This window comes from Pseudomonas rhizosphaerae (assembly GCF_000761155.1).
GTDB classification, from domain to species: domain Bacteria; phylum Pseudomonadota; class Gammaproteobacteria; order Pseudomonadales; family Pseudomonadaceae; genus Aquipseudomonas; species Aquipseudomonas rhizosphaerae.
The window spans coordinates 3,214,283-3,239,115 of sequence record NZ_CP009533.1; the positions used below are offsets into that span (position 1 = coordinate 3,214,283).

General features: G+C 63.0%; 25 protein-coding genes and 1 pseudogene. 18 read left to right on the forward strand and 8 right to left on the reverse strand.

Annotation, left to right across the window (positions count from 1 at the left end; all coding sequences use genetic code 11):
* Window positions 1–21: 21 nt before the first annotated feature.
* From LT40_RS14220 to LT40_RS14235, 4 genes are read right to left on the reverse strand one after another with little or no spacing between them, the layout of a single operon-like run.
* On the reverse strand, window positions 22–549 hold the full coding sequence (locus LT40_RS14220; protein ID WP_043191346.1) for a pilus assembly protein PilP: 528 nt from the start codon (window positions 547–549) through the stop codon (window positions 22–24).
* Window positions 546–1,205, reverse strand: a complete 660-nt coding sequence (gene pilO / locus LT40_RS14225; RefSeq protein WP_043191349.1) for a type 4a pilus biogenesis protein PilO — start codon at window positions 1,203–1,205, stop codon at window positions 546–548. Before pilO ends, LT40_RS14220 begins: the two co-directional genes overlap by 4 nt.
* Entirely contained in the window at window positions 1,202–1,771 is a 570-nt protein-coding gene (locus tag LT40_RS14230) for a PilN domain-containing protein (RefSeq protein WP_043191352.1), read from the reverse strand. Before LT40_RS14230 ends, pilO begins: the two co-directional genes overlap by 4 nt.
* Window positions 1,772–2,836, reverse strand: a complete 1,065-nt coding sequence (locus LT40_RS14235; RefSeq protein WP_043191355.1) for a pilus assembly protein PilM — start codon at window positions 2,834–2,836, stop codon at window positions 1,772–1,774.
* Window positions 2,837–3,016: 180 nt separating this feature from the next.
* Between LT40_RS14235 and LT40_RS14240 the strand changes: the two genes are divergently transcribed.
* Window positions 3,017–5,464 carry a penicillin-binding protein 1A gene (locus LT40_RS14240; RefSeq protein ID WP_043191357.1) on the forward strand — a complete coding sequence of 816 codons (2,448 nt, stop codon included), beginning with the start codon at window positions 3,017–3,019 and terminating at the stop codon, window positions 5,462–5,464.
* Window positions 5,465–5,723: 259 nt separating this feature from the next.
* Window positions 5,724–6,638 (forward strand): Abi family protein, encoded by a 915-nt coding sequence (locus LT40_RS14245; protein WP_043191366.1) that lies wholly within the window; start codon window positions 5,724–5,726, stop codon window positions 6,636–6,638.
* 98 nt (window positions 6,639–6,736) lie between these two features.
* Here the strand turns inward: LT40_RS14245 and LT40_RS14250 are convergent, their stop codons facing one another.
* From LT40_RS14250 to rpmE, 3 genes are all read right to left on the reverse strand, one after another.
* Entirely contained in the window at window positions 6,737–8,005 is a 1,269-nt protein-coding gene (locus tag LT40_RS14250) for a malic enzyme-like NAD(P)-binding protein (RefSeq protein WP_043191370.1), read from the reverse strand.
* Window positions 8,006–8,184: 179 nt separating this feature from the next.
* Window positions 8,185–8,991 carry a thermonuclease family protein gene (locus LT40_RS14255; protein ID WP_043193696.1) on the reverse strand — a complete coding sequence of 269 codons (807 nt, stop codon included), beginning with the start codon at window positions 8,989–8,991 and terminating at the stop codon, window positions 8,185–8,187.
* Window positions 8,991–9,209: a 50S ribosomal protein L31 gene (gene rpmE / locus LT40_RS14260; protein WP_043193699.1), complete on the reverse strand. Its 219-nt coding sequence runs from the start codon at window positions 9,207–9,209 to the stop codon at window positions 8,991–8,993. The genes LT40_RS14255 and rpmE overlap by 1 nt, the downstream gene beginning before the upstream one ends.
* A gap of 331 nt (window positions 9,210–9,540) precedes the next feature.
* Between rpmE and LT40_RS14265 the strand changes: the two genes are divergently transcribed.
* The 6 genes from LT40_RS14265 to LT40_RS14290 all read left to right on the forward strand — a co-directional run bounded on the left by LT40_RS14265 (window position 9,541) and on the right by LT40_RS14290 (window position 17,085).
* On the forward strand, window positions 9,541–11,760 hold the full coding sequence (locus LT40_RS14265; RefSeq protein WP_043191373.1) for a primosomal protein N': 2,220 nt from the start codon (window positions 9,541–9,543) through the stop codon (window positions 11,758–11,760).
* Window positions 11,761–11,942: 182 nt separating this feature from the next.
* Complete coding sequence (gene argS / locus LT40_RS14270; RefSeq protein WP_043191377.1) at window positions 11,943–13,679, forward strand: arginine--tRNA ligase; 1,737 nt, start codon at window positions 11,943–11,945, stop codon at window positions 13,677–13,679.
* A 1-nt stretch (window position 13,680) separates the two neighbouring features.
* Entirely contained in the window at window positions 13,681–14,370 is a 690-nt protein-coding gene (locus LT40_RS14275) for an SPOR domain-containing protein (RefSeq protein WP_043191379.1), read from the forward strand.
* Window positions 14,371–14,603: 233 nt separating this feature from the next.
* A complete protein-coding gene (gene hslV / locus LT40_RS14280) occupies window positions 14,604–15,134 on the forward strand; it encodes an ATP-dependent protease subunit HslV (protein WP_043191380.1) in 531 nt (176 codons plus the stop codon).
* 74 nt (window positions 15,135–15,208) lie between these two features.
* Entirely contained in the window at window positions 15,209–16,546 is a 1,338-nt protein-coding gene (hslU, locus tag LT40_RS14285) for an ATP-dependent protease ATPase subunit HslU (protein WP_043191381.1), read from the forward strand.
* 161 nt (window positions 16,547–16,707) lie between these two features.
* Complete coding sequence (locus LT40_RS14290; protein ID WP_043191382.1) at window positions 16,708–17,085, forward strand: gamma-butyrobetaine hydroxylase family protein; 378 nt, start codon at window positions 16,708–16,710, stop codon at window positions 17,083–17,085.
* Here LT40_RS14290 and LT40_RS14295 read toward each other — a convergent pair.
* Window positions 17,082–17,360 (reverse strand): polyhydroxyalkanoic acid system family protein, encoded by a 279-nt coding sequence (locus LT40_RS14295; protein WP_043191383.1) that lies wholly within the window; start codon window positions 17,358–17,360, stop codon window positions 17,082–17,084. The genes LT40_RS14290 and LT40_RS14295 overlap by 4 nt on opposite strands.
* A 127-nt stretch (window positions 17,361–17,487) precedes the next feature.
* On the opposite strand from LT40_RS14295, the gene ubiE reads away from it, so the two are divergent.
* From ubiE to LT40_RS22065, 10 genes and pseudogenes are all read left to right on the forward strand, one after another.
* Entirely contained in the window at window positions 17,488–18,258 is a 771-nt protein-coding gene (gene ubiE / locus LT40_RS14300) for a bifunctional demethylmenaquinone methyltransferase/2-methoxy-6-polyprenyl-1,4-benzoquinol methylase UbiE (protein ID WP_043191385.1), read from the forward strand.
* On the forward strand, window positions 18,258–18,881 hold the full coding sequence (locus tag LT40_RS14305; RefSeq protein WP_043191387.1) for a ubiquinone biosynthesis accessory factor UbiJ: 624 nt from the start codon (window positions 18,258–18,260) through the stop codon (window positions 18,879–18,881). The genes ubiE and LT40_RS14305 overlap by 1 nt, the downstream gene beginning before the upstream one ends.
* Window positions 18,878–20,485: a ubiquinone biosynthesis regulatory protein kinase UbiB gene (ubiB, locus tag LT40_RS14310; RefSeq protein WP_043191391.1), complete on the forward strand. Its 1,608-nt coding sequence runs from the start codon at window positions 18,878–18,880 to the stop codon at window positions 20,483–20,485. Before LT40_RS14305 ends, ubiB begins: the two co-directional genes overlap by 4 nt.
* A gap of 52 nt (window positions 20,486–20,537) precedes the next feature.
* Entirely contained in the window at window positions 20,538–20,939 is a 402-nt protein-coding gene (gene hisI, locus LT40_RS14315; RefSeq protein WP_043191394.1) for a phosphoribosyl-AMP cyclohydrolase, read from the forward strand.
* Window positions 20,932–21,267: a phosphoribosyl-ATP diphosphatase gene (locus LT40_RS14320; RefSeq protein ID WP_043193703.1), complete on the forward strand. Its 336-nt coding sequence runs from the start codon at window positions 20,932–20,934 to the stop codon at window positions 21,265–21,267. The genes hisI and LT40_RS14320 overlap by 8 nt, the downstream gene beginning before the upstream one ends.
* Before the next feature lie 25 nt (window positions 21,268–21,292).
* On the forward strand, window positions 21,293–21,553 hold the full coding sequence (locus LT40_RS14325) for a twin-arginine translocase TatA/TatE family subunit (protein ID WP_043191397.1): 261 nt from the start codon (window positions 21,293–21,295) through the stop codon (window positions 21,551–21,553).
* Between the two features lie 3 nt (window positions 21,554–21,556).
* Window positions 21,557–22,033 (forward strand): Sec-independent protein translocase protein TatB, encoded by a 477-nt coding sequence (tatB, locus tag LT40_RS14330; protein WP_043191400.1) that lies wholly within the window; start codon window positions 21,557–21,559, stop codon window positions 22,031–22,033.
* Window positions 22,030–22,818, forward strand: coding sequence for a twin-arginine translocase subunit TatC (gene tatC / locus LT40_RS14335; RefSeq protein ID WP_043191402.1), 789 nt, complete (start codon window positions 22,030–22,032; stop codon window positions 22,816–22,818). Before tatB ends, tatC begins: the two co-directional genes overlap by 4 nt.
* Window positions 22,815–23,522 carry a 16S rRNA (uracil(1498)-N(3))-methyltransferase gene (locus LT40_RS14340; protein WP_043191405.1) on the forward strand — a complete coding sequence of 236 codons (708 nt, stop codon included), beginning with the start codon at window positions 22,815–22,817 and terminating at the stop codon, window positions 23,520–23,522. Before tatC ends, LT40_RS14340 begins: the two co-directional genes overlap by 4 nt.
* Before the next feature lie 129 nt (window positions 23,523–23,651).
* Window positions 23,652–24,713 (forward strand): annotated as a pseudogene (locus LT40_RS22065) (methyl-accepting chemotaxis protein); the annotation flags it as partial.
* Window positions 24,714–24,833 lie beyond the last annotated feature (120 nt).

Below are 24,833 nucleotides of genomic sequence, written 5' to 3' on the forward strand. Positions count from 1 at the left end.
GACATGCTTGACCCAAGCCCTTTACGAGCGCTCTTTGAGCGGGATGGTGCGAGGCCGCTCCAACCAACCACCATCCCCATCGGGAACGATTTCAACGACATCGACCTGAGCATCGCTGATGGCGATGATCCGCCCGTCGTTGCGACCCAGGTAATCGCCTACCTTCAGGCGATGCACGCCACCGGCGCCGCGCATCAAGGCAAACCGGCCACCGGCGTTGCCCAGGGTGCCGACCATTTCGAAATCCTCGATGTTGAAACCCTCCAGGAACTGCTTGACCCGCGTCGTGTCCGGCTTGATGAGCCTGGAGCCCTTCTGCCTGTTGACCAGTTCGATCTTGATCGGTGGCTGGAACGGGCTGCGCAACGACGCGGCCTCGTAGCTGAACGCCTGATAGGGCGCAAAGCGCGGTATCGGTTCGATCTTGCCCTTGGGCCGCGCCTTGACCTCGGCCATGAAGGCATCGAGGTCGGCGAAATCGCCGCTGCCACCGCAACCGGCCAGTACCAGCGTGCACATCACCAGCCCCGCCACGAAAACTGCCCTCATTTCGCCTGCCCCTGTGCCGGTACCGCATTCGTCCCAGGCAAGCCTTGATCATTGTAGCGGTAGGTCTTGGCCAGGATGCTCATGCGCAACTGGCTGTTGCTGGCTTTCGGATCCACGGGCTTCACTTCGAAGTCGTGCAAGGTAACGATCCGCGGCAGGCTGGCCACGCCGCTGACGAAGGTGGCCAGGTCATGGTAGGTGCCGGTCACGCTGATCTGTATCGGCAGCTCGATATAAAACTGCTGGGTCACTTCAGGCAACAGTTTTATTTCCTCGAACTCAAGCCCCGAGCCCAGGCCGGTGCGGGTGATGTCTTCGAGCAGCCCCGGGACCTCGGTGTCACTGGGCAACTGGCGCAACATGGCCCCGAAGGAGGTTTCCATCTCCTGCATCTGCTCGGTGTAGGTCTCCAGGTTCGCGGCCTGGAAGGCCTTGGTGGAGAACTGCTCCTTGAGCGTGGCTTCCTGATCGGCCTGTTGCTGCAACTGCGCTTCGAGGTCGGAAATGTGGAAGTTGTAGCCCAGGCCCAGAATCAGTGCCATCAGCAGCACGCCGGCAATCACCTTGACCGCAGTGGGCCAGGAGCCGATGTTGTTGAGGTCCAGTTCGCTTAGCTCGACCTTGCGCAGGCTGTCCATCCAGCTTGAAGGGTTCATTTGTCATCCCCTTCGGCCTGTACCGGCGCCGTCTGGCGCACGGTCAGCTGGAAACTGTTGACGCCATTGATGTCGGCGCTGGTGTTGGCCTTGACCTCGTTGAGGGTCGGCGCTTCGAGCCAGGGCGACGCGTCGAGGTTGCGCAGCAGGTCGGAGACACGGTTGTTGGTTTCCGCAGCGCCGGCAATGGCAATGCTCTTGTCGGCCATTTTCACGTCGGTGAAGTACACGCCGTCAGGCAACGTACGCGCCATTTGGTCGAAGATGCGCCCGATGATCGGCCGATTGCCCTGCAGGTCCTGGATGGTCTTCATGCGCTCGAGCAGCTGCTTGCGCCGCGCCTTGAGCTCGCTGATCGACTTGATGCGCTGATCGAGCAGCACGATCTCGGACTGCAGGTGGGCATTGCGCGCCGTCTGGGTGTCGATGGCATTGCCGATGAATCGGTCCGCCAGAAAAATGACTGCGATGGCGCCTACCAATACGCCGGCCATGGCAATCAGAAAGTGACGCTTGCGCTCTTCACGCAGCTGCTCGCGCCACGGCAGCAGGTTGATCCTTGCCATCTAGTCGAAGCTCCTCAGCGCCAGGCCACAGGCGATCATCAGGGCCGGTGCGTCACTGGCCAGGGCGCCGGCATTGACCCGGCTGCTCAGGGCCATGTCGGCGAACGGATTGGCCACCAGGGTCGGAGTGCCCAGGCGTTGCTGGATCAGCCGATCCAGGCCGGAAATGGAAGCGGTGCCACCGGCGAGCATGATGTAGTCGACATCGTTGAACTGGCCGGCAGCGAAGAAGAACTGCAGCGAGCGCGACACCTGCTGCACCACGGCATCCTTGAACGGCTGCAGCACTTCGGCCACATAGTCGTCGGGCAACCCGCCCTGCTTCTTGGCCAGGCCCGCTTCTTCGTTGGACAGGCCGTAGCGGCGCTGGATTTCCTCGGTCAGCTGACGCCCGCCGAACAACTGCTCGCGGGTATAGATGATGCGGCCGTTGTGCAGCACGCTGAGGGTGGTCATGGTCGCACCGATGTCCACCACGGCCACGGTCAGTGCCTGGTTGCCGCCGGCAAGCTGCGCGGTGAGCAGGCCGAAGGCACGCTCCAGCGCATAGGCCTCGACGTCGACCACCTTGGCGCTCAACCCGGCGAGAGCCAACGCAGCCTCGCGGACCTCGACGTTTTCCTTGCGACAGGCGGCCAGCAGCACCTCGACCCGCTCCGGGTTGCGCGCCGAATAGCCCTGCACCTCGAAGTCGATGGCGACTTCTTCCAGCGGATAGGGAATGTACTGGTCGGCTTCGACCTTGAGCTGGGTTTCGAGCTCGTCGTCGGACAGCCCGGCGTCCATCTCGATGGTCTTGGTGATGACCGCCGAACCGGCCACCGCCACCGCCACGACGCGGGTGCCGGTTTTTGCCTTGGCCAGCACGCGCGTCAGGGCATGGCCTACGCCCTCGAGCTCGGCGATGTTCTTCTCGACCACGGCATTGGCCGGCAGCGGCTCCACGGCATACGACTCGACCCGAAAACGGTTGCCCGTGCGGCTCAGCTCGAGCAGTTTGACCGACGTGGAGCTGATATCGATGCCCAATAGCGAATGTGCTTTCTTGCTGAAGAGTCCACGCACAACCGATTCCCTATTACTATCCGCGACTTACGGACCCTTTGTCGTACGAGGCATTTAATAGCAGTCTTGACAGAAGCGCAAATGACGCCCCGGGTCGAAAAATGCTTATAATGCCCAGCGTTTTTTCCACGTACTGCGTGCTGCGCTTAACCCATTCTTTTATCTGGAAATCCAAAAGCCTTGATACGCCTGCTGAAGTTTTTCTGGTGGTCTTTCCTCGCCGTGGTCTGCGGGCTGTTGCTCGTGCTCAGCGGGGCATTTCTGTATCTTAGCCCCAGCCTGCCGTCTGTCGACGCCCTGCGCAGCGTAGAGCTGCAGATTCCCCTGCGGGTCTTCAGCAGCGACGGAAAACTGATTGCCGAGTTCGGCGAGATGCGCCGCTCGCCGATCAAATTCGCCGAGATTCCGCCACATTTCATCCAAGCCCTGTTGTCCGCCGAGGACGACAATTTCGAGAACCATTACGGCGTCGACCCCAGTAGCCTCATGCGCGCCGCCTCGCAGCTGGTGCGCAGCGGTCATATCCAGACCGGCGGCAGTACCATCACCATGCAGGTCGCCAAGAACTATTTCTTGACGTCCGAACGCAGTTTTTCCCGCAAAATCACTGAAATCCTTCTTGCCTTGCAAATCGAGCGCCAACTTACCAAGGACGAGATTCTCGAGCTGTATGTGAACAAGATCTACCTGGGCAACCGGGCCTACGGCATCGAGGCCGCAGCACAGGTGTACTACGGCAAGTCGATCCGTGACGTGAGCCTGGCGCAGATGGCGATGATCGCCGGCCTGCCCAAGGCGCCGTCGCGCTTCAACCCATTGGCCAATCCGGTACGTAGTAAAGAGCGTCGCGACTGGATCCTGGGGCGCATGTTCCGCCTGGGCAAAATCGACGAAGCCAGCTACAACGCTGCCATCGGCGAGCCGCTCAACGCCAGCTATCACGTGCCCACGCCGGAAGTCAGCGCGCCGTGGATCGCCGAAATGGCCCGCGCCGAAATGGTCGGCCGCTACGGCAGCGAGGCCTATACCCAGGGCTTCAACGTCACCACCACGGTGCCCAGCAACCTGCAGGAAGACGCCAACCACGCCATCAGTGCCGGTCTGATCGCCTACGATCAGCGCCACGGTTATCGTGGACCCGAAGCACGCCTGCCTGGCAAGACGCCACGCGAGTGGGCGCAGGAGCTGACCCGCCAGCGTCCGCTCAATGGCCTGGAGCCTGCCATCGTGACCAAGGTCGACAAGACCGGCATCACCGTGCTGACCCGTGACGACAAGCAGGCATCGATTGCCTGGGACAGCATGAAATGGGCTCGCCCGTTCATGAACACCAACAGTGTCGGGCGAATGCCCGCGCAGCCGTCAGACGTCGCGCAGGTGGGTGATCTGATCCGTGTGCAGCGTCAAGCCGATGACACCTTGAAGTTCAGCCAGGTGCCGACCGTGCAGAGCGCTCTGGTGTCGCTGGACCCGCGCACCGGCGCCATTCGCGCCTTGGTCGGTGGCTTCTCGTTCGAGCAGAGCAACTACAACCGCGCCATGCAGGCCAAGCGTCAGCCAGGTTCGAGCTTCAAGCCGTTCATCTACAGCGCTGCACTGGACAAGGGCTATACGCCTGCCACGCTGGTCAACGATGCGCCGATCGTGTTCGTCGACGAGTCGGTGGACAAGGTCTGGCGACCAAAAAACGACACCAACACCTTCCTGGGCCCCATTCGCCTGCGCGAAGCGTTGTACAAGTCGCGCAACCTGGTATCGATCCGGGTCCTGCAGAGCCTGGGCGTGGACAGCACCATCGATTACATCAGCAAGTTCGGCTTCAACAAGCAGGACCTGCCGCGCAACCTGTCGCTGGCGCTGGGCACCGCAACGCTGACGCCGATGGAAATCGCCACTGGCTGGAGTGTGTTCGCCAACGGCGGCTACAAGGTCTCGCCGTACCTGATCGAGCGGATCGACAGCCGCAATGGTGAAACCCTGTTCCGCGCCAATCCGCCGACCGTACCGGCCGACGAAGTCGCTGCCGCGTCGCCGCAGACCGCGCCGGGCACGCCTGCGCCGGAAGCGGCACCGATCGGCGTCGACGCCACCCTGACGCCAGGCGCGCCACCGGCGCCGGCGATTGCCGAGCGAGTCATCGACGGGCGCACCGCGTTCATCCTTACCAGCATGCTCGAGGATGTGATCAAGAAAGGCACCGGGCGCCGCGCGATGGCCCTGGGCCGAACCGATCTGGCCGGCAAGACAGGGACCACCAACGACTCCAAGGATGCCTGGTTCTCGGGCTACAACGCCGACTACATCACCACCGTGTGGTCCGGCTTCGACCAGCCTGAAACCCTGGGCCGGCACGAGTTCGGCGGTACCGTTTCGCTGCCGATCTGGATGACCTACATGGCCGCCGCGCTAAAGGACAAGCCCGCTCACGTACAGCCCGAGCCAGAAGGCATCCTCAGCCTGCGCGTAGACCCGCTCAGCGGCCGCGCGGCTGCCCCGGGCACGCCGGGCGCCTACTTCGAACTGTTCAAGAGCGAAGACACACCGCCCTCCAACAGCGAATTCGGCGGCGGCAGCGCACCGGGCAGCCCGCTCCCAGCCGACGAATCGGCGCCGATCGATCTGTTCTGATCAAACCGGCCCTATGGTCGCAACGGCCAATCCCTAATCTGGTTTACACCGGCTTCAGGGTTGGCCTGCCTGGTCCAGGCGTTGTCGACATAGCCTGATGCAAATGCATCCACGTTACTGGCTGCATCGGATTGACGCATACCAGCCGCATGAGTAGCATCGAAGCCAACCACAACCTCCACGCCTCGGGCGGGCCTTGGCCTGAACTGCGCACCAGGGGGTTTCTTTTTGTCTGCAAGAAAGTGAGCAGGATGCTCCGATGGCCCCACAGATAGCCTATACCAAGCACGCTAAAGCGCCCCTCGATCTACTCGCACATCTTGAGGCCAAAGGCTTGGCCGTCCCTCAACCAGAAAGGGCTCTGCACGCCCTAAAACTGATTGGCTACTATCGATTACTCATCTATATGCGGCCACTTCAGAGCAACCGAGACAGGTTGTTTTTCTCAGGCGTCGAGTTCGATGACATTCTGGCGCTTTATGATTTTGACAGACAGCTCAGGCTTATCTGTCTGGACGCGGTTGAGCGCATAGAAGTGGCAATGAGAGCTGCAATCATCAATACGCTAGCGCTTGATCCGGTGGCGGGCCCTCATTTCTACCTGGATTCGGCACACTTCATCAACACGCAGGCGCATGCGTCGTTCATGCGTGCGGCGACCGGCCCCACCACGTGCAAACATCAAGCTGTCGAGCACTACCTCGATACCTATGACTCGCGTCCCTACCCACCCATTTGGGTCGTCCTGGAAGCAACGACATTCGGGCCATTGTCTTATCTGTACGCAAGCCTGCTTCTACCCTACCGAAAAGCCATCGCCAAAGCCTTCGGCTTCGACGAGAAGATATTGGTCACCTGGTTCAGAAGTATCAACTTGCTACGAAATGTCTGCGCTCATCACTCCCGCCTCTGGAACAAGAACAATTTGGTCAACGCACCAGGCGTCGCGAAATCGCTAAGGGCGGAGTTTCCAGACCATACCGATCGAGGCCGGGTCGCAGCGCGGGCCGTGCCCTTGGTAGCACTTCTGGCAGTGATCGATCCAGAGTCGGACTGGAAGCAACGATTCAAGAGTGTCCTGCTCAGCGCTCCCGCCGCCATGGCAAAAGCCGGATTGGACATGTCGGTGATGGGGTTCCGACCTGGCTGGGATACAGGAAGATTTTGGAACTGACGTAAAGCGTGGACCTCCTGTCGCCATGTGCCGATAGACGATCGAAAAAAAACCCGACTCTCACGAGTCGGGGCTTTTTTCATGCGGCGCTCAAGGGATCAACCGTTGAAAACGTCATCCACGCTCTGGAGCGGGTAGTGCTTGGGGTACGGCAGGGTAGCGACGCCGGTCTCGATCGCGGCCTTGGCCACGGCGTCGGAGATCAGGGTGATCAGGCGTGGGTCCATTGGCTTGGGAATGATGTACTCGCGGCCGAATTCCAGGGAGATGCCGCCGTAGGCATCGCAGACTTCCTGAGGGACCGGCAGCTTGGCCAGCTCGCGCAGGGCGTTGGCAGCGGCGATCTTCATCTCTTCGTTGATGCGCTTGGCGCGAACGTCCAGGGCACCACGGAAGATGAATGGGAAGCCCAGGACGTTGTTGACCTGGTTCGGGTAGTCGGAACGGCCGGTGGCCATGATCACGTCGTCACGGGTGGCGTGCGCCAGTTCCGGGGAGATTTCCGGATCGGGGTTGGAGCAGGCGAACACGATCGGATTGGCCGCCATCGACTTCAGGCCTTCGGCGCTCAGCAGGTTCGGACCCGACAGACCGACGAACACGTCGGCGCCCTGCAAGGCATCGGCCAGGGTGCGCTTGTCGGTGGTGTGGGCGAAGACCGCCTTGTACTGGTTCAGGTCGTCACGGCCGGCGTGGATCACGCCGGTGCGGTCGATCATGAAGATGTTTTCGATGCGCGCGCCCATGCTCACCAGCAACTTCATGCAGGAGATGGCCGCAGCGCCAGCGCCGAGGCAGACGATCTTGGCGTCTTCCAAGGTCTTGCCAGCGATTTCCAGGGCGTTGATCATGCCGGCCGCGGTGACGATGGCGGTACCGTGCTGGTCATCGTGGAACACGGGAATGTCGCACTGCTCGATCAGGGCGCGTTCGATCTCGAAGCACTCGGGCGCCTTGATGTCTTCCAGGTTGATGCCACCGAAGGTGATCGAGATGCGCTTGACGGTGTCGATGAAGGCCTGCGGGCTTTCAGAGTCCACTTCGATGTCGAAGACGTCGATGCCGGCGAAACGCTTGAACAGAACGCCCTTGCCTTCCATGACCGGCTTGGAAGCCAGTGGGCCGAGGTTGCCCAGGCCCAGGATGGCGGTGCCGTCGGAGATGACCGCTACCAGGTTGCCCTTGCCGGTGTACTTGTAGGCCAGCTCGGGATCGCGACCGATTTCGCGAACGGGCTCGGCCACGCCAGGGCTGTAGGCCAGCGACAGATCACGAGCGGTGGCAGTGGGCTTGGTGAGTTCGACGCTCAGTTTGCCTGGGCGTGGATGGGCATGGTACTCGAGAGCGGCAGTTTTCAAATCTGACATGGGGGCGTTCCGCTTTTACTGTTGGTCTGACGAGACCCGCGAGGATACGCAAGATGCCTACACCCGACAAGACTACCCAGTCACATGCGTCAAGGCCCCTGGCATACGACTTTCGGCGGGTATGCACAGGCCCGTGAAAGGCCTGCGGGCCGGCATGTGTACAGAGATCGCCAACAGGCTCAGGGCCGCATCTGCACCATGGCCGGGTCGCTGACCGGCAGCATCCAGCGCAACTGCCCTGCGCTTTGCTTGCCGCGACGGCTGCGGTCCAGCACCCAGCCGCGCGCTTCGACTTGCCGACCTTCGAGGCTATCGAGCCAGCCTTCCGGGAACTGCTCGAATACCTTGGGCGCTACGTGCAGGACCACCGAGTCGTCCAGCTCGATCCAAGCCCCGGCGCGATTGCGCTCGACCTTGCTGACGCGACCACCCAGCAGGGCAAAGCCGGCCCGTTCCACCTGCGCGGCAGCGATGGCCGGCGACTGGCGCCACAGCCCCAGGCCAGCCTTTCGAGCGGCGCGTTCAGCCAGTTGCTGGCAGGCGACCTGCTCGACGTTGGGCGCCACCGCGACCTGCAAGGCCAAGCCGTCGGTCAGCAACTGCGCTTCGAAGTTCACCCCGCCGCGGCCATAGACATGGGCCAGGGTGCGCTGGTAGCGATCCTTGCTCTCGCGGCCCAGTTGCAGGCCAACCAGGCCATCACTGTCGTCGACCAGCGCCTGCAAGCGGCGGCGTGCAGCCACCGCGTAGGGCTCGTCGTCCCGCCCCTGACGACCGATCTCCGGCGCGTTGATGCCGATCATTCGAACACTGCGACCATCCTGCAGGCGCAGGGTATCGCCATCGATGACCTGCCGCACCTGGGCGGTGTCCAGCCCGCCGGGCGCCGGACAGTAGACCTGGGCCTGTGCAATCCCTAGCCAAAAGACACCCACAAAAAAGGCGCCCACACGGGGCGCCTTCTTCAACAGCGAGAGCAAACCAATCAAGCTTTCTTGGCGCCGAAGCCGCCGAAACGCTGCTTGAAACGGTCAACACGACCGCCAACGTCCAGGGTCTTCTGCTTGCCAGTGTAGAACGGGTGGCATTCGGAGCAGACGTCGAGGCTCAGTGGCTTGGCCAGAGTCGAACGGGTCTTGATGACGTTACCGCAGCTGCAGGTAGCGTCGATGGCTTCGTATACTGGATGGATATCGGCTTTCATGATGACTTCCTCAGGCTGCGTGCCGCCACCCGACACCATTGTCGAGTACCGCACGTAATTAGGCCGCGTATATTAACAGAATCGGCCGAACACGCAAGTTGTCGCTTGCACCGACCGTCGTCTGCTAGTCTGCGCACCTCGAATGCCGTGCGAGCGACCATCGAGCCTTGTGGGAGCGGTCATCGGCCGCGAAGGCCTGGCTCGGCACCATCGAAACTGCGGGGTGCGTCTTTCGCGGCCGATGACCGCTCCCACGGCAATACGGTAGGAGGCAGTGTAGCCGGTGGCCGCCTCCACGATTGCAGTCGCTTCAACTCAAGAGAACTCCCGCGTGCCCGACGTCATCCTGCGCCTCGCCCTGCCCTCGCCGCTGCGACGCCTGTTCGACTACAAGGCGCCGGCCCACACGGCACAGACCGTGTTCACCCCAGGCATGCGCCTGCGGGTGCCGTTCGGGCGGCGGGAGATGATCGGTATACTGGTCGAGGTGGTCAGCCACAGCGAGGTGCCGGCCGACAAGCTCAAGCCGGCCATTGCCCTGCTCGATCCGGTCAGCCCGCTGCCGCCTGCGCTGTTCAAGCTGTGCCTGTGGACCTCGCAGTACTATCAGCACGGCCTGGGCGACACCCTGAGCTGGGCACTGCCGGTGCTGCTGCGCCAGGGGGAGCCGGCCGAGGCCCGCCAGGAACGCTTCTGGCACGCCGCTGCCGATGCGCGCCTGGACGACCCGCGCATCGCCCGCGCACCCAAGCAGCGCGACGCCCTCAAGACCCTGGCCCAGCATCCCCATGGCGTGGCGCATCAGCTGTTGAGCAAGCTGCAGTTGAACAAGGACAGCCTCGACCTGCTGCTGGCCAAGCAACTGGTCAGCGTCGAAGTGCGCCGCCACGGCCCCGGCCCACGCGCGGAACACTGGCTGGCGCAACCGGAACTACCACTCAACGAAGAGCAACGCGCCGCCTTCGAGGCGATCCGCGCCAGCCTGGGTGGCTTCCAGCCGTTTCTCCTTGCGGGGGTGACCGGCAGCGGCAAGACCGAGGTGTACCTGCAACTGATTCACGAATGCCTGGAGGCCGGCAAGCAGGCCCTGGTATTGATCCCGGAAATCAACCTGGGGCCGCAGACCCTGGCGCGCTTCGAGCAGCGCTTCAATGCGCGTATTGCGCTGGTGCACTCGGCGGTCAACGATCGTGATCGCCTGGACGCCTGGCTGGCCGCCCGCGATGGCGAGGCCGACATTATCATCGGTACCCGCTCGGCGCTGTTCACGCCCATGAAGAACCCCGGGCTGATCATCATCGACGAAGAACACGACGGCTCCTATAAACAGCAGGAAGGCCTGCGCTACCACGCACGCGACCTGGCCCTGGTGCGCGCCAGCCAGGAAGACATTCCCATCGTCCTGGGCTCGGCCACGCCGTCCCTGGAAAGCCTGCACAACGCCCACACCGGGCGCTACGGCCTGTTGCGCATCGATCACCGCGCCGGTGGCGCCCAGCAACCCAAGTTCCTGCGCCTGGACGTGAAGAGCCGCCCCCTGGACAGCGGCATCAGCGGCCCGATGCAGCAGGCCATAGGCCAGACCCTGGCCAACGGCCAACAGGTGCTGGTGTTTCTCAACCGCCGCGGCTTCGCACCCACACTGCTGTGCCACGACTGCGGCTGGTTGTCCGAATGCCCGCGCTGCGATGCGCGCACGACCGTTCACCAGCGCTCGGGCGAATTGCGCTGCCATCACTGCGGGCATGTCGAGCGCGTGCCGCGCCAGTGCCCCAAGTGCGGCACGGTGGACCTGCGGCCGGTGGGCGCGGGCACCGAGCGCGCCGAGGAACGCCTGGCGATTCTGTTTCCCGACTACCCGGTACTGCGCGTCGACCGCGACAGCACCTCGCGCAAGGACGCCATGACCCAGCTGTTCGCGACCATCCAGAAGGGCCATCCGTGCATCCTGATCGGCACCCAGATGCTGGCCAAGGGGCACCACTTTCCACGAGTCACCCTGGTGTCGATCCTCGATGCCGACGGTGGGCTGTTCTCCGGCGACTTCCGTGCCAGCGAGCGCATGGCGCAATTGATCGTTCAGGTGGCCGGCCGCGCCGGGCGCGCGGAAGAACCGGGCAAGGTGATCATCCAGACGCACCTGGCCGACCATCCGCTGCTGGTGCAACTGACCGAGCAGGGATATTTCGCCTTCGCCGAGCAGGCCCTGGCCGAACGTCGCGCCGCCGGCCTGCCGCCGTTCGCGCACCTGGCGCTGTTGCGCGCCGAGGCCCACAAGCCGGGCCAGGCCGAAGCCTTTCTGGATGAAGCCTGCGCCGCCGCCGAAGCCTTGGTGGCGCAGCTTGCACTGGGCGGCCTCGAACTGCTGGGGCCGGTGCCTGCGCCCATGGAGCGCCGCGCCGGACGCTACCGGGCGCAACTGCTGGTGCAGGCGACGTTGCGCGCACCGCTGCACCGCCTGCTCAATGCCTGGATGCTGCAACTGGAACAACTGCCCAGCGGGCGACAGGTACGCTGGTCGCTGGATGTGGACCCAGTGGATTTGTATTGAGATGGGCGCACCTGGGGCGCCAATCGGCGGCGTTTGCTGACGCGGCTTGCGCCGCCGCTACAGGGGTGGTGGCTTGCAGGGGGGGATTTGCGGGTTGGCAACCCCTGCCAACAACCGGATAATGCCCAGTTTTTCCACCCGCGCATCCAGCACCGCCGTATCCGCGGTCGACCGAGAACCCCATGAAAGACACCATTCGCCAGCTGATTCAACAAGCCCTGACCCACCTCGTCGCCGAAGGTGTGCTGCCAGAAGGTCTGACGCCGGCAATTCAGGTGGAAAACTCGCGCGACAAGAAGAACGGCGATTTTGCCAGCAACATCGCCATGATGCTGGCCAAGCCTGCCGGCATGAAGCCACGCGACCTGGCGGAAAAGCTGATTGCCGCGCTACCGGCCGATGAGGGCGTGAGCAAGGTGGAGATCGCCGGTCCCGGCTTCCTCAACTTCTTCCAGAACAGTGCCGCCCTGGCCGCGCGCCTGGATGCTGCCCTGGCCGACGCCCACATCGGCGTGCGCAAGGCCGGCCCTGCACAGCGTGTGGTGGTCGATCTGTCGGCACCCAACCTGGCCAAGGAAATGCACGTGGGCCACCTGCGCTCGACGATCATCGGCGATGGCGTCGCCAATGTGCTGGAGTTCCTCGGCGACACGGTGATCCGCCAGAACCATGTCGGTGACTGGGGTACGCAGTTCGGCATGCTGCTGGCCTACCTGCAGGAAAAGCCTGCTACCAGCGACGAACTCTCCGACCTGGAAAATTTCTATCGCGCAGCCAAGCAGCGCTTCGATGAATCCGAGGAGTTCGCCGAGCGCGCACGCGCCCTGGTGGTCAAGCTACAGGCGGGCGACGCCGAATGCCTGGCGCTGTGGAAGCGTTTCAACGAAATCTCTCTGTCGCACTGCCAGAGCACCTACGAGCGCTTGAACGTCAAGCTGACACCGGCCGACGTCATGGGCGAAAGCGCCTACAACGACGACCTGGCCAACGTGGTCGCCGACCTGCGCGCCAAGGGCCTGCTGGTGGAAAGCAACGGCGCGCAGTGCGTGTTCCTCGAAGAATTCAAGACTGCCGAAGGCACGCCGCTGCCGGTGATCGTACAGAAGGCCGGTGGCGGTTACCTGTATGCCACCACCGACCTGGCCGCCCTGCGCTATCGCAGCAATGTGCTCAAGGCCGACCGCGCGCTGTACTTCGTCGACCAGCGCCAGGCCCTGCACTTCCAGCAGGTGTTCGAGGTGGCGCGCCGCGCCGGTTTCATCAGCAACGGCATGCAGCCCGAGCACATGGGTTTCGGCACCATGAACGGCGCCGATGGCCGCCCGTTCAAGACCCGTGACGGTGGCACCGTGAAGCTGGTCGACCTGCTCGACGAAGCCGAGCAGCGCGCCTACACCCTGGTCAAGGAAAAGAATCCCGAGACCGCCGAGGCCGACCTGCGGGTGATCGCCAAGGCCGTGGGGATCGGTGCGGTGAAATATGCCGACCTGTCCAAGCATCGCACCAGCGACTACAGCTTCAACTTCGACCTGATGCTCAACTTCGAAGGCAATACCGCGCCGTACCTGCTCTACGCCTACACCCGCGTGGCCGGGGTGTTCCGCAAGCTGGGCAAGGACTTTGCAGACGTCGAAGGGCAGATCGTGCTGGAAGCCGAGCACGAGAAGGAGCTGGCCGCCAAACTGGCGCAGTTCGCCGAAGTGCTGAACACCGTGAGCGAGAAAGGCACGCCCCATGTGCTGTGCACTTACCTGTACGATGTGGCCGGGCTGTTTTCCAGCTTCTACGAGAACTGCCCGATTCTGGCGGCCGAAACCCCCGCTCAGCAACAAAGCCGCCTGCGCCTGGCGGCGCTGACCGGCCGCACCCTCAAGCAAGGATTGGCTCTGTTGGGCCTGGAAACACTGGAGCGTATGTAAGTTGGCTGCCAAGAAAAAACCCGCACCCAAACGCGGCGCCAGCCGCAATTCCGCGCCTGCGAAGAAGCCCATACCGGGCTGGCTGTGGCTGGCGATCGGCCTCAGCGTCGGTGCCTTCGTGGTGTTCCTGATGAAGCTTGAGCCGGGCAACGGCGACGTCAAGCGCGTCAGGGCCGAGCAATTGAAGGCAGAGAAGATCGCCGAGGCGAACAAGACGCCGCCCAGCCCCCAGGCACCGGTCAAGCCCAAGTACGATTTCTATACCCTGTTGCCGGAATCCGAGGTCATCGTTCCGCCTGAAGCGGTGCCCGAGAAGACCCCGCCAATTCCGGCCCAGGCTCCCGTGACCCCGGCCGAAGCGGCCAAGATCGATACCGCACGCGCCCAGGCGGCGCTCAGTGGCGCGACTCCGCCGCCGGCACCGCCGGTGATCAAGCCAGCGGCGACCACCCAGTTCTACCTGCAAGCCGGTTCGTTCCGCAAGCAGGCGGACGCCGACCGTGTGCGGGCGCAGATCATCCTGCTAGGGCAGTCGGTGAACGTCGAGTCCGGGACGGTCAAGGAAGACACCTGGTACCGGGTGCTGGTGGGTCCGTTCAGCAACCGCGAGCAATTGACCGTGGCGCAGAAGCAGTTGGCGGGCAGTGGATTTAGTAACCTGCTGTTGCAGCAGAGGCAGATTCGGCAGTAAGCCGCAGGGCGGCTTTCGCGGCCGATGACCGCTCCCACAGAGACTGCGCGCACCTGTGAGAGCGGACCCTGTGGGAGCGGTCATCGGCCGCGAAGGGCCTCAAGCAAATTTCCTGACAGCCCACACCCTGTCCCTGCTTCGCCCCACAACCCGCAAAGGTTGAAATCTCCTCACCCACCCCCATATTCGTTTCCATCAGGGCATTTTCGCCCCGCTGCGTGGAGACTCTCCCCTTGACCACCATCGTTTCAGTCCGCCGTCATGGCAAAGTCGTCATGGGCGGCGACGGCCAGGTTTCCCTCGGCAATACCGTGATGAAAGGCAATGCCAAGAAAGTCCGGCGCCTGTACCACGGCCAGGTGATCGCCGGTTTCGCCGGTGCCACTGCCGACGCCTTCACCCTCTTCGAACGCTTCGAAGGCCAACTCGAGAAACACCAGGGCCATCTGGTCCGTGCCGCCGTGGAGCTGGCCAAGGAGTGGCGTACCGACCGCTCGCTCAGCCGCCTGGAGGCGATGCTGGCGGTGGCCAACAAGGATGCGTCCTTGATCATCACCGGCAACGGTGACGTGGTCGAACCCGAAGATGGGCTGATCGCCATGGGCTCCGGCGGCGCCTTCGCGCAAGCCGCTGCCAGCGCACTGCTGAAGAAGACCGAGCTGGGCGCCCGTGAAATCGTCGAGACCGCCCTGGGCATCGCTGGCGACATCTGCGTGTTCACCAACCACAACATGACCATCGAGGAGCAGGATCTCGCCGAGTGATCAGTCGCCGCGCCCACCAGGGATGATCTTCACAGAAGACAACGCGCACTGAACCTTCGAGTCCGGAACACACCATGTCCATGACCCCCCGCGAAATCGTCCACGAACTCAATCGCCATATCATCGGCCAGGACGATGCCAAGCGCGCCGTTGCCATTGCCCTGCGCAACCGCTGGCGGCGCATGCAGCTGCCTGAAGAGCTGCGCGTCGAAGTGACGCCCAAGAACATCCTGATGATCGGCCCGACCGGCGTCGGCAAGACCGAAATCGCCCGCCGCCTGGCCAAGCTCGCCAATGCGCCGTTCATCAAGGTCGAAGCGACCAAGTTCACCGAAGTCGGTTACGTGGGCCGCGATGTCGAATCGATCATCCGCGACCTGGCCGATGCCGCCATCAAGCTGCTGCGCGAGCAGGAAATGGTCAAGGTCCGCCATCGTGCCGAAGACGCAGCCGAAGAGCGTATTCTCGACGCGCTGCTGCCTGCCGCCCGTGCAGGTTTCAACGAAGAGCCGGTGAGCAACGATTCGAACACCCGCCAGCTGTTCCGCAAGCGCCTGCGCGAAGGTCAGCTGGACGACAAGGAAATCGAGATCGAAGTGGCCGAGCAGATGGGCGGTGTGGACATCTCCGCGCCTCCCGGCATGGAAGAAATGACCAACCAGCTGCAGAGCCTGTTCGCCAACATGGGCAAGGGCAAGAAGAAAAGCCGCAAGCTCAAGGTCAAGGACGCGCTGAAAATGGTCCGCGACGAAGAGGCCGGTCGCCTGGTCAACGAAGAAGAGCTCAAGGCCAAGGCGCTGGAAGCGGTCGAGCAGCACGGTATCGTCTTCATCGACGAAATCGACAAGGTGGCCAAGCGCGGCAACGTGGGCGGCGCCGACGTGTCCCGTGAAGGCGTGCAGCGCGACCTGCTGCCGTTGATCGAAGGCTGCACGGTCAACACCAAGCTGGGCATGGTCAAGACCGACCACATCCTGTTCATCGCTTCGGGCGCCTTCCACCTGAGCAAGCCGAGCGACCTGGTGCCCGAGTTGCAGGGTCGCCTGCCGATTCGCGTCGAACTCAAGGCATTGAGCCCGCAGGATTTCGAGCGCATCCTGAGCGAGCCTCATGCGTCGCTGACCGAACAGTATCGCGAGCTGCTGAAGACCGAAGGCTTGAACATCGAGTTCGTGCCCGAAGGCATCAAGCGCTTGGCCGAGATCGCCTGGCAGGTCAACGAAAAGACCGAGAACATCGGTGCCCGTCGCCTGCACACGCTGCTGGAGCGGTTGCTGGAGGAAGTCTCGTTCAGCGCCGGTGACATGGCTGCCGCGCACAGCGAAGCGCCTATCCAGATCGATGCCGAGTATGTGAACAGCCATCTGGGCGAGTTGGCGCAGAACGAAGACCTGTCGCGCTACATTCTGTAATACGGCCTGTCTTGCGCGGTGCGGCCTTCGCGGCCGCTGATCGCTCCCAGCTATTGATTGCTGCCACAGTTGGGTGCGGTCAACTGTGGGAGCGGCCAGTGGCCGCGAAACCGTCACCGCGGTCTGCCTGACACTCTGCAAACGCGCCTGCGAGAACGACCATGACCAGAATCCCAAGCGCCATCAACCTGCACAAGGCCTCCAAGACCTTGAGCCTGACGTATGGCCCCGGCGAGGTCTTCCATCTTCCCGCCGAATTCCTGCGCGTGCACTCGCCGTCCGCCGAGGTCCAGGGCCACGGCAAGCCAATCCTGCAAGTGGGCAAGCTAAGTGTCGGCCTGACCAAAGTGGAGCCGGTTGGCCAGTACGCCCTGAAGCTGACTTTCGACGACGGCCATGACAGTGGCCTGTTCACCTGGGACTACCTGTACCAGTTGGCGTTGCGCCAGGAGCAGCTCTGGGCCGACTACCTGGAACAGTTGCGCGCCGCTGGAAAATCCCGCGACCCTGCCGAATCCGTGGTGAGGTTGATGCTCTAGGCCGCCAGCGCCTTGTCCAACGCCTTTTCGATCTCGCTCTGGATCGTACCGCTCATCATCGCCAGCATCATGCCCAGCTTCAGGTCGATTCGAATCGCTTCGTCGTCGATCTGCACGGTTCCCTGCGCGCCGCTGCGCTTGACCGCCACCGTATCGCCCTGCCAGGTGGCCTGCACGTCATAGCGGTCGATCAGCTTCTGCACCACCACTTCAGCCTTCTGCCGAGCCGCATCGCGGCCCAGATTGTGTTTGCGTTCGACGTTGATCTGGGTCATCGGGGACTCCGGGTAATGGGTTCAATGGTGCACAGTTTAACGCGGATGCCCTGGCAATCCATCGCGCCAAGACAAAGCGCCCTTGTGCGGCTTAGAATGGTGCGTAATTTTTCCTGGTGACAGCGATATGAATGATCAGCGCAAAGGCGGCGATGCCGAACCCACCACTCACTTCGGCTACAAGCACGTACCGGAAAGCCAGAAGGCCGAAAAGGTCGCCGAGGTGTTCCACTCGGTAGCGGCCAAGTACGACTTGATGAACGACGTACTGTCCGGCGGCATGCACCGGTTGTGGAAGCGCTTCACCATCGAGCTGTCCGGCGTGCGCGTGGGTAACCGGGTGTTGGACATCGCTGGCGGCACGGGCGATCTGGCACGCAAGTTCTCCGATCTGGTCGGGCCGACTGGTCAGGTCGTACTGGCCGACATCAATGCCTCCATGCTCAAGGTCGGTCGCGACCGCCTGCTCGACCGTGGCGTTGCGGGTAATATCGAGTTCGTCCAGGCCGACGCCGAAAAGCTGCCGTTCCCCGACAATCACTTCGATTGCGTGACCATCGCCTTCGGCCTGCGCAACGTCACGCACAAGGAAGCGGCCATCGCTTCCATGCTGCGGGTGCTCAAGCCGGGCGGTCGCCTGCTGGTGCTGGAGTTCTCCAAGCCCACCAACAAGCTGATGTCCAAGGTCTACGACGCCTATTCGTTCGCGTTCATGCCGCTGGCTGGCAAGCTGATCACCAACGATTCGGAAAGTTACCGTTACCTCGCCGAGTCGATCCGCATGCACCCCGATCAGGAAACCCTCAAGGCCATGATGGTGCAGGCCGGTTTCGACCGCGTCACCTACCACAACATGACCAGCGGCATCGTCGCGCTGCACCGCGGGATCAAGCCCTGATGTTGCTCGGTGGCCTGATCGCCAGTGTCGAACACGGCCTTAACCGTGTGCTGCGCCTGGACGCCACGGCGCTGCCGCGTCTGGCACACTTGCATGGCAAGGTGATCGCCATCCAGAGCCGCCAGCCCTCCTTTACCCTGTACGTTCTGCCCAGTGCCAATGGCCTGATGCTGGCCCAGCAATGGGCCACCCCGCCCGACTGCACGTTGCGCGCACCGGCTACAAGCCTGGTGCAGCTGGCGCTGAGCAGGAACAAGACCGCCGTGCTGCACAGCCCGCAGGTCGACCTGGACGGCGACAGCGGTGCCTTGCTGGAGCTGGTCAAGGTGCTGCAGGACCTTGAACTGGACTGGGAATACGAAGTCTCACGCTGGCTTGGCCCGGTGCCGACCTCGTTGCTGGCCGGACACCTGCGCAGCCGCACCGGCTGGACCCGCGAAGGCCTGGCCACGGCGACCCAGAATCTAGGCGAGTACCTGGCAGAGGAAGCGCGTACCCTGGTGGGCGAGCAGGAAGCCCAGGCCCGTTTCAATGAGCTGGATGCTTTGAAAGTCGATGTCGAACGCCTCGAGGCGCGTATTGAGCGCCTTGCCCGATCCCACAACTCCAGCGATAACGCATGAAGCTGCTTGCCGTCCGCCGTTTGTTGCGCATCCAGCGCGTCGTGATTCGCTACCGCCTCGATGACCTGATGTTCGCCCTGCCACTGCCCTGGTGGCTGAAGATCACCCGTTTCGCCATGCCGTGGCGCTGGCTGCCGCGCAGCCGTCAGGAACTCAATCGCGGTGCGCGCCTGCGCCTGGCGCTGCAGGACCTGGGGCCGATCTTCATCAAGTTCGGGCAGATTCTTTCGACCCGTCGCGACCTGCTGCCCGAAGACATCGCCGATGAGCTGATGCTGCTGCAGGACCGGGTGCCGCCGTTCGATCCCAAGCAGGCCATGGCGCTCATCGAACAGCAACTGGGCGCGAAGATCAGCGACGTCTTCAGCCGCTTCGACGTCGAACCGCTGGCTTCGGCTTCGGTGGCCCAGGTCCACGCGGCACGGCTCAAGACCGGCGAAGAGGTGGTGGTCAAGGTCATCCGGCCCGGGCTGAAGTCAGTCATTGGCCAGGATCTGGCCTGGCTCTTTCTGCTGGCCCGCCAGGCAGAGCGGCTATCGGCCGACGCCCGCCTGCTGCACCCGGTGGACGTGGTCGCCGACTACGAGCGGACCATCTACGACGAACTCGACCTGCTACGCGAGGCGGCCAACTCCAGCCAACTGCGGCGCAACTTCGAAGACTCGGATCTGCTCTACGTGCCGCAGGTGTACTGGGACTGGTGCCGACCCAAAGTGCTGGTCATGGAGCGCATCTACGGCGTGCAGGTCACCGACATGGCCGCCCTGGCCGACCAGCGCACCGACATGAAGCTGCTGGCCGAGCGCGGTGTCGAGATTTTCTTCACCCAGGTGTTTCGCGACAGCTTCTTCCACGCCGACATGCACCCGGGCAACATCTTCGTCAGCACCGTGGCGCCTTGGAGCCCGCGCTACATCGCCATCGACTGCGGCATCGTCGGCAGCCTGACTCCCGAAGACCAGGATTACCTGGCGCGCAACCTGTTCGCCTTTTTCAAGCGCGACTACCGCCGCGTGGCGCAGTTGCACATCGATTCGGGCTGGGTGCCGGCGGAAACCAAGCTCAACGAATTCGAAGCGGCGATCCGTACCGTGTGCGAGCCGATCTTCGAGAAGCCGCTCAAGGACATTTCCTTCGGCCAGGTGCTGATGCGCCTGTTCCAGACTGCGCGGCGCTTCAACATGGAAGTGCAGCCGCAACTGGTGCTGCTGCAAAAGACCTTGCTCAATATCGAAGGCCTGGGCCGCCAGCTGTATCCGGACCTGGACCTGTGGAGCACCGCCCAGCCGTTCCTCGAACGCTGGATGCGCGAGCGGGTCAGCCCGAAATCTTTGTTTCAGAATGTTCAATCGCAGGTCGAGCAGTTGCCTCATCTGGCCAATATGACCCGTGATCTACTCGAACGGATGTCTCAGCCCCATCGCAAGGATCCACCACCGCCTTGGGAGCAACGCCGTGATCGCTGGGGCCTGCGGCTGGTCGGCGGTGTCTTGCTGGTGGGCGGAACGGTCACGGCCGTCTCCGGCATTGCCCTGGACAGCGTCCAGGCATGGCCGGCCTGGTTGATGCTGGGATCGGGCTTCTACCTGGTCGTGCGCCGATAGCCAGTCGCGCCATCGGCTGGCACACTAGCCCTCTCTGTTGTCGGAGTCGCACATGAAAGACTGGCTGGACGAGATCAAATGGGACCGCGACGGCCTGGTGCCGGCGATTGCCCAGGATCACAAGACCGGGCGCATCCTCATGATGGCCTGGATGAATCGCGAAGCGCTGGCGCTGACTGCGGCCGAAAACCGCGCCATCTACTGGTCACGCTCCCGTGGCAAGCTGTGGCGCAAGGGCGAAGAATCGGGCCACGTGCAGAAGCTGCACGAACTGCGCCTGGACTGCGACGCCGACGTGGTCGTGCTTAGCGTCGAACAGATCGGTGACATCGCCTGCCATACCGGTCGCCAAAGCTGCTTCTATCGGGTCTTCGAGAACGGTCGATGGACTGTCGTCGACCCGGTATTGAAGGACCCCGACGCCATCTATCACACAGGCCATGGCCATGAATGACACCCTGGACCGCGTCGCCGCGGTACTCGAAGAACGCAAGGGCGCCAGCGCCGACAGCTCCTATGTCGCCAGCCTGTACGCCAAGGGCCTGAACAAGATTCTGGAAAAGCTCGGCGAGGAATCGATCGAGACCATCATTGCCGCCAAGGACGCCGTACACACCGGCGACTGCAGCGATGTCATCTACGAAACCGCCGATCTGTGGTTCCATAGCCTGGTCATGCTTGCACAACTCGGCCAACACCCACAGGCTGTACTCGATGAACTGGACCGCCGCTTCGGCCTGTCCGGTCATGATGAGAAAGCCGCTCGCCTGCCGTCAGCCTGAAATGTCTTTTTGGAGGAGTTGAATCATGGGTCTGTTTGATTGGAAACACTGGGTCGTCATCCTGATCGTCGTGGTATTGGTCTTCGGCACCAAGAAACTCAAGAACCTGGGCACTGACGTCGGCGAGTCGATCAAGGGCTTTCGCAAGGCCATGAACGACGATGACAAACCGGCGGCCGAACAGCCCACCCAACCGGTGCACCCGCAGGCCAGCTCGCCGCTGACACCGCCGCACACCCTCGACGGCCAGCATCAGAAAGTCGAAGAACCCATCAGGAAAGACTGATCAATGTTCGGTATCAGCTTCAGCGAACTCATGCTCGTGGGCCTCATCGCCCTGTTGGTGCTGGGCCCTGAACGGCTGCCCGGTGCCGCGCGAACCGCAGGGCTGTGGATTGGCCGCCTGAAACGCAGCTTCAATGCGATCAAGACCGAAGTCGAACGCGAGATAGGCGCCGACGAGATTCGGCGCCAATTGCACAACGAGCACGTGCTGTCGCTGGAGGAACAGGCGCGCAAGATACTCGACCCGCAGCGGGCTGCGCGTCCCAGCGAGCCGCCTGCGCCGCTGGCCGACCCGATCCCGCCCGGCGCTCAGGCGCAGCCCGTGCTCGATCGCGATGCCGTCAGCGCCGCCGTCACGCCGACCAGCGTGGCCACCGCCACACAACCGGCCGGCACGGTCGAGCGTGATACCAACAGCGCCGAGGCTGTCGCCGTACCCCTTTCTTCCACCGAACCTACACAGCCACCGCGGGCCCCATGAGCGAAATTCCGGATAACGACCAGCCCATGCCGCTGGTCTCGCACCTGACCGAACTGCGTACGCGTCTGCTGCGCTGCGTTGCCGTGATCTTTCTGGTCTTCGCCGGGCTGTTTTCCTTTGCCCAACAGATCTACACCCTGGTGTCGGCGCCGCTGCGCGAGTACCTTCCCGAAGGCGCGACGATGATCGCCACCGACGTGGCCTCGCCTTTCCTGACGCCGTTCAAGCTGACCATGATGGTCTCGCTGTTCCTGGCCGTGCCGATCATCCTGCACCAGGTCTGGGGGTTCATCGCGCCGGGCCTGTACAAGCATGAGAAGCGCATCGCCATACCGCTGCTGGTGTCGAGCATCTTCCTGTTCTATGCCGGGATGGCGTTCGCCTATTTCCTGGTCTTTCCGCTGGTCTTCAAGTTCTTCGCCAGTGCCACGCCCGTGGGCGTGACCATGGCCACCGACATCGCCAGCTACCTGGATTTCGTCATGACGCTGTTCTTCGCCTTCGGCGTGGCGTTCGAGATTCCCGTGGCAGTGGTGCTGCTGGTATGGATCGGCGTCGTCGACGTCAAGTACCTGCGCAAGATTCGCCCCTACGTGATCATCGGCTGCTTCGTGGTCGGCATGATTCTGACCCCACCGGATATCTTCTCGCAGACGCTGCTGGCCGTGCCGATGTGGTTGCTGTTCGAAATCGGCATTCTGTTCGGGGCACTGATCCGCAAGCGCAGTGACGAGCCGGCCGAGGACGACGATCGCAACGACCAGCCGCCCGCGACCCAGGCATGAACCTGCTGCTGCTCGAAACGGCCGATTTCATCGCGCCGGACAAGGTGGTGCTACGTGATCGGCGCTTCACCCACATGCAGGCCGTGCACCGCGTCGAACTGGGCGACAGCCTGCGGGTGGGCAAGCTCGATGGCCTGATGGGCCGTGCCGAGGTGGTGCGTCTGGAAGGCCATGAGGCCGAGCTGGACGTAGTGCTCGACCAGGCACCGCCGGCCAAGCTGCCGCTGACTCTGATCCTGGCGCTGCCAAGGCCGAAGATGCTGCGTCGGGTGTTCCAGACCATTGCCACCATGGGTGTGGCCAAGGTGGTGCTGGTGAACAGCTACCGGGTCGAGAAGAGTTTCTGGCAGACCCCGTTCCTGGAGCCTGCGGCCATTCGCGAGCAGCTCGTGTTGGGTCTGGAACAGGCCCGCGACACGCAGCTTCCCGAGGTGGTGATCGAAAAGCGCTTCAAGCCTTTCGTCGAGGATCGGCTACCGGCGCTGTGTGCCGACACCCTGGGCCTGGTCGGGCATCCGGGCGACTACCCGCCCTGCCCGCGCCAACTCGACGAGCCGGTCACGCTGGCCATCGGACCGGAAGGTGGCTGGATTCCCTACGAGATCGACCTGCTTAAACAGGCTGGCTTGCAGCCCGTCCAGTTGGGCGAGCGGATCCTGCGGGTGGAGACCGCTGTCGCTGTGCTGCTGGCGCGATTGTTCTGACGCCTCCGTGGCTCGAGGTGACACCGAGAGCCCTATTTCATTGAGTTGCCACTATCGAGTTTCGCTTCTGCGCGCCGATAGCCCTGAATTGCCGACAATCACGCTGTCGGTCTGAAAGGGAGTTTCACCATGTCCAATACCTTTGCCCGTCACTTGGGCAATCTGAGCGTCAATCTGAAACTGGGGATCGGTTTCGGTGTGGTGCTACTGCTTACGCTCTTGATCGCCGCCACCGGCTGGTTCGGCTTGTCCAGCCTGATCGAGCGCGCCGACAAGATCACCAGCATTTCCATCCTCGATGACCGCATGCGTGATCTGCGCATCGCCGCCCAATCTTTCGAACTACAGAAAGGCGCTTCCGGCGCTGAAAACGTCACGCGCTTGCTCGACCAACTCGACACCGAGCTGGTGGCTGCCAAGCACGCCTTGGTGCAGCCCGAAGACATTGCCCTCGTCGAGCAGGAAATAGCCGCTACGCAAGCCTATCGCCGGGAATTCGCAGCGTCGCTGGTCGCGATCCAGGGTCGCGAGGCGGCGCGCAGCCAACTGGGCAGCACCGCCGACCGGGCCGTGGCCGAGGTCAACCAGGTGCAAGCCGCGTTGCTCAATCAGGGCGAGCTTTCGGCCTACAGCATGCTGGTGGAAACTAGCCGGCTGATCCAGCAGGCACGCTTCCAGGTGCGCGGCTACACCTACAGCGCCAAGGACGAAGCGCGCCAGCCGGCCCTGGCGGCCATCGATCAGGCGATCGCTTCGGTCGCCGCTTCAGGTACCAGCGTATCCAGCGAATTCACCGCACGGCTGCAGCAGGCGGGTGATGCCTTGCGTGCCTACCGCGCTGCGGTCGCACAGTTCAGCGAAAACCAGCAGGCCACGCTTCAGGGCATCGACAAGATGACAGCGCTGGGGACCACGCTGCTTGAGCTCAGCGACCGACTGGGCGATTCGCAAACCGCCAGGCGCGATGCCGACACGGCCCAGGCTAAAGCCTGGCTGGCCATTGCAGCAGCATTGGCGCTCTTGCTCGGCATTGCCGCTGCATGGGCCATTACCACGCAGATCGTCGGCCCCCTGCGCCAGACCCTGGCCAGCGTCGAACGCGTGGCGTCCGGTGACCTGAGGCAGTCGCCCGCCATCACCCGGGGTGACGAACTGGGTCAGGTTCAGCTGGCATTGCAGCGCATGACCCTGAACCTGCGTGAACTGGTGGGCGGCATCAGTGAAGGCGTGACGCAATTGGCCAGCGCAGCCGAAGAACTGTCTGCGGTCACCGAGCAGACCAGTGCCGGGGTCAATGCGCAGAAGGTCGAA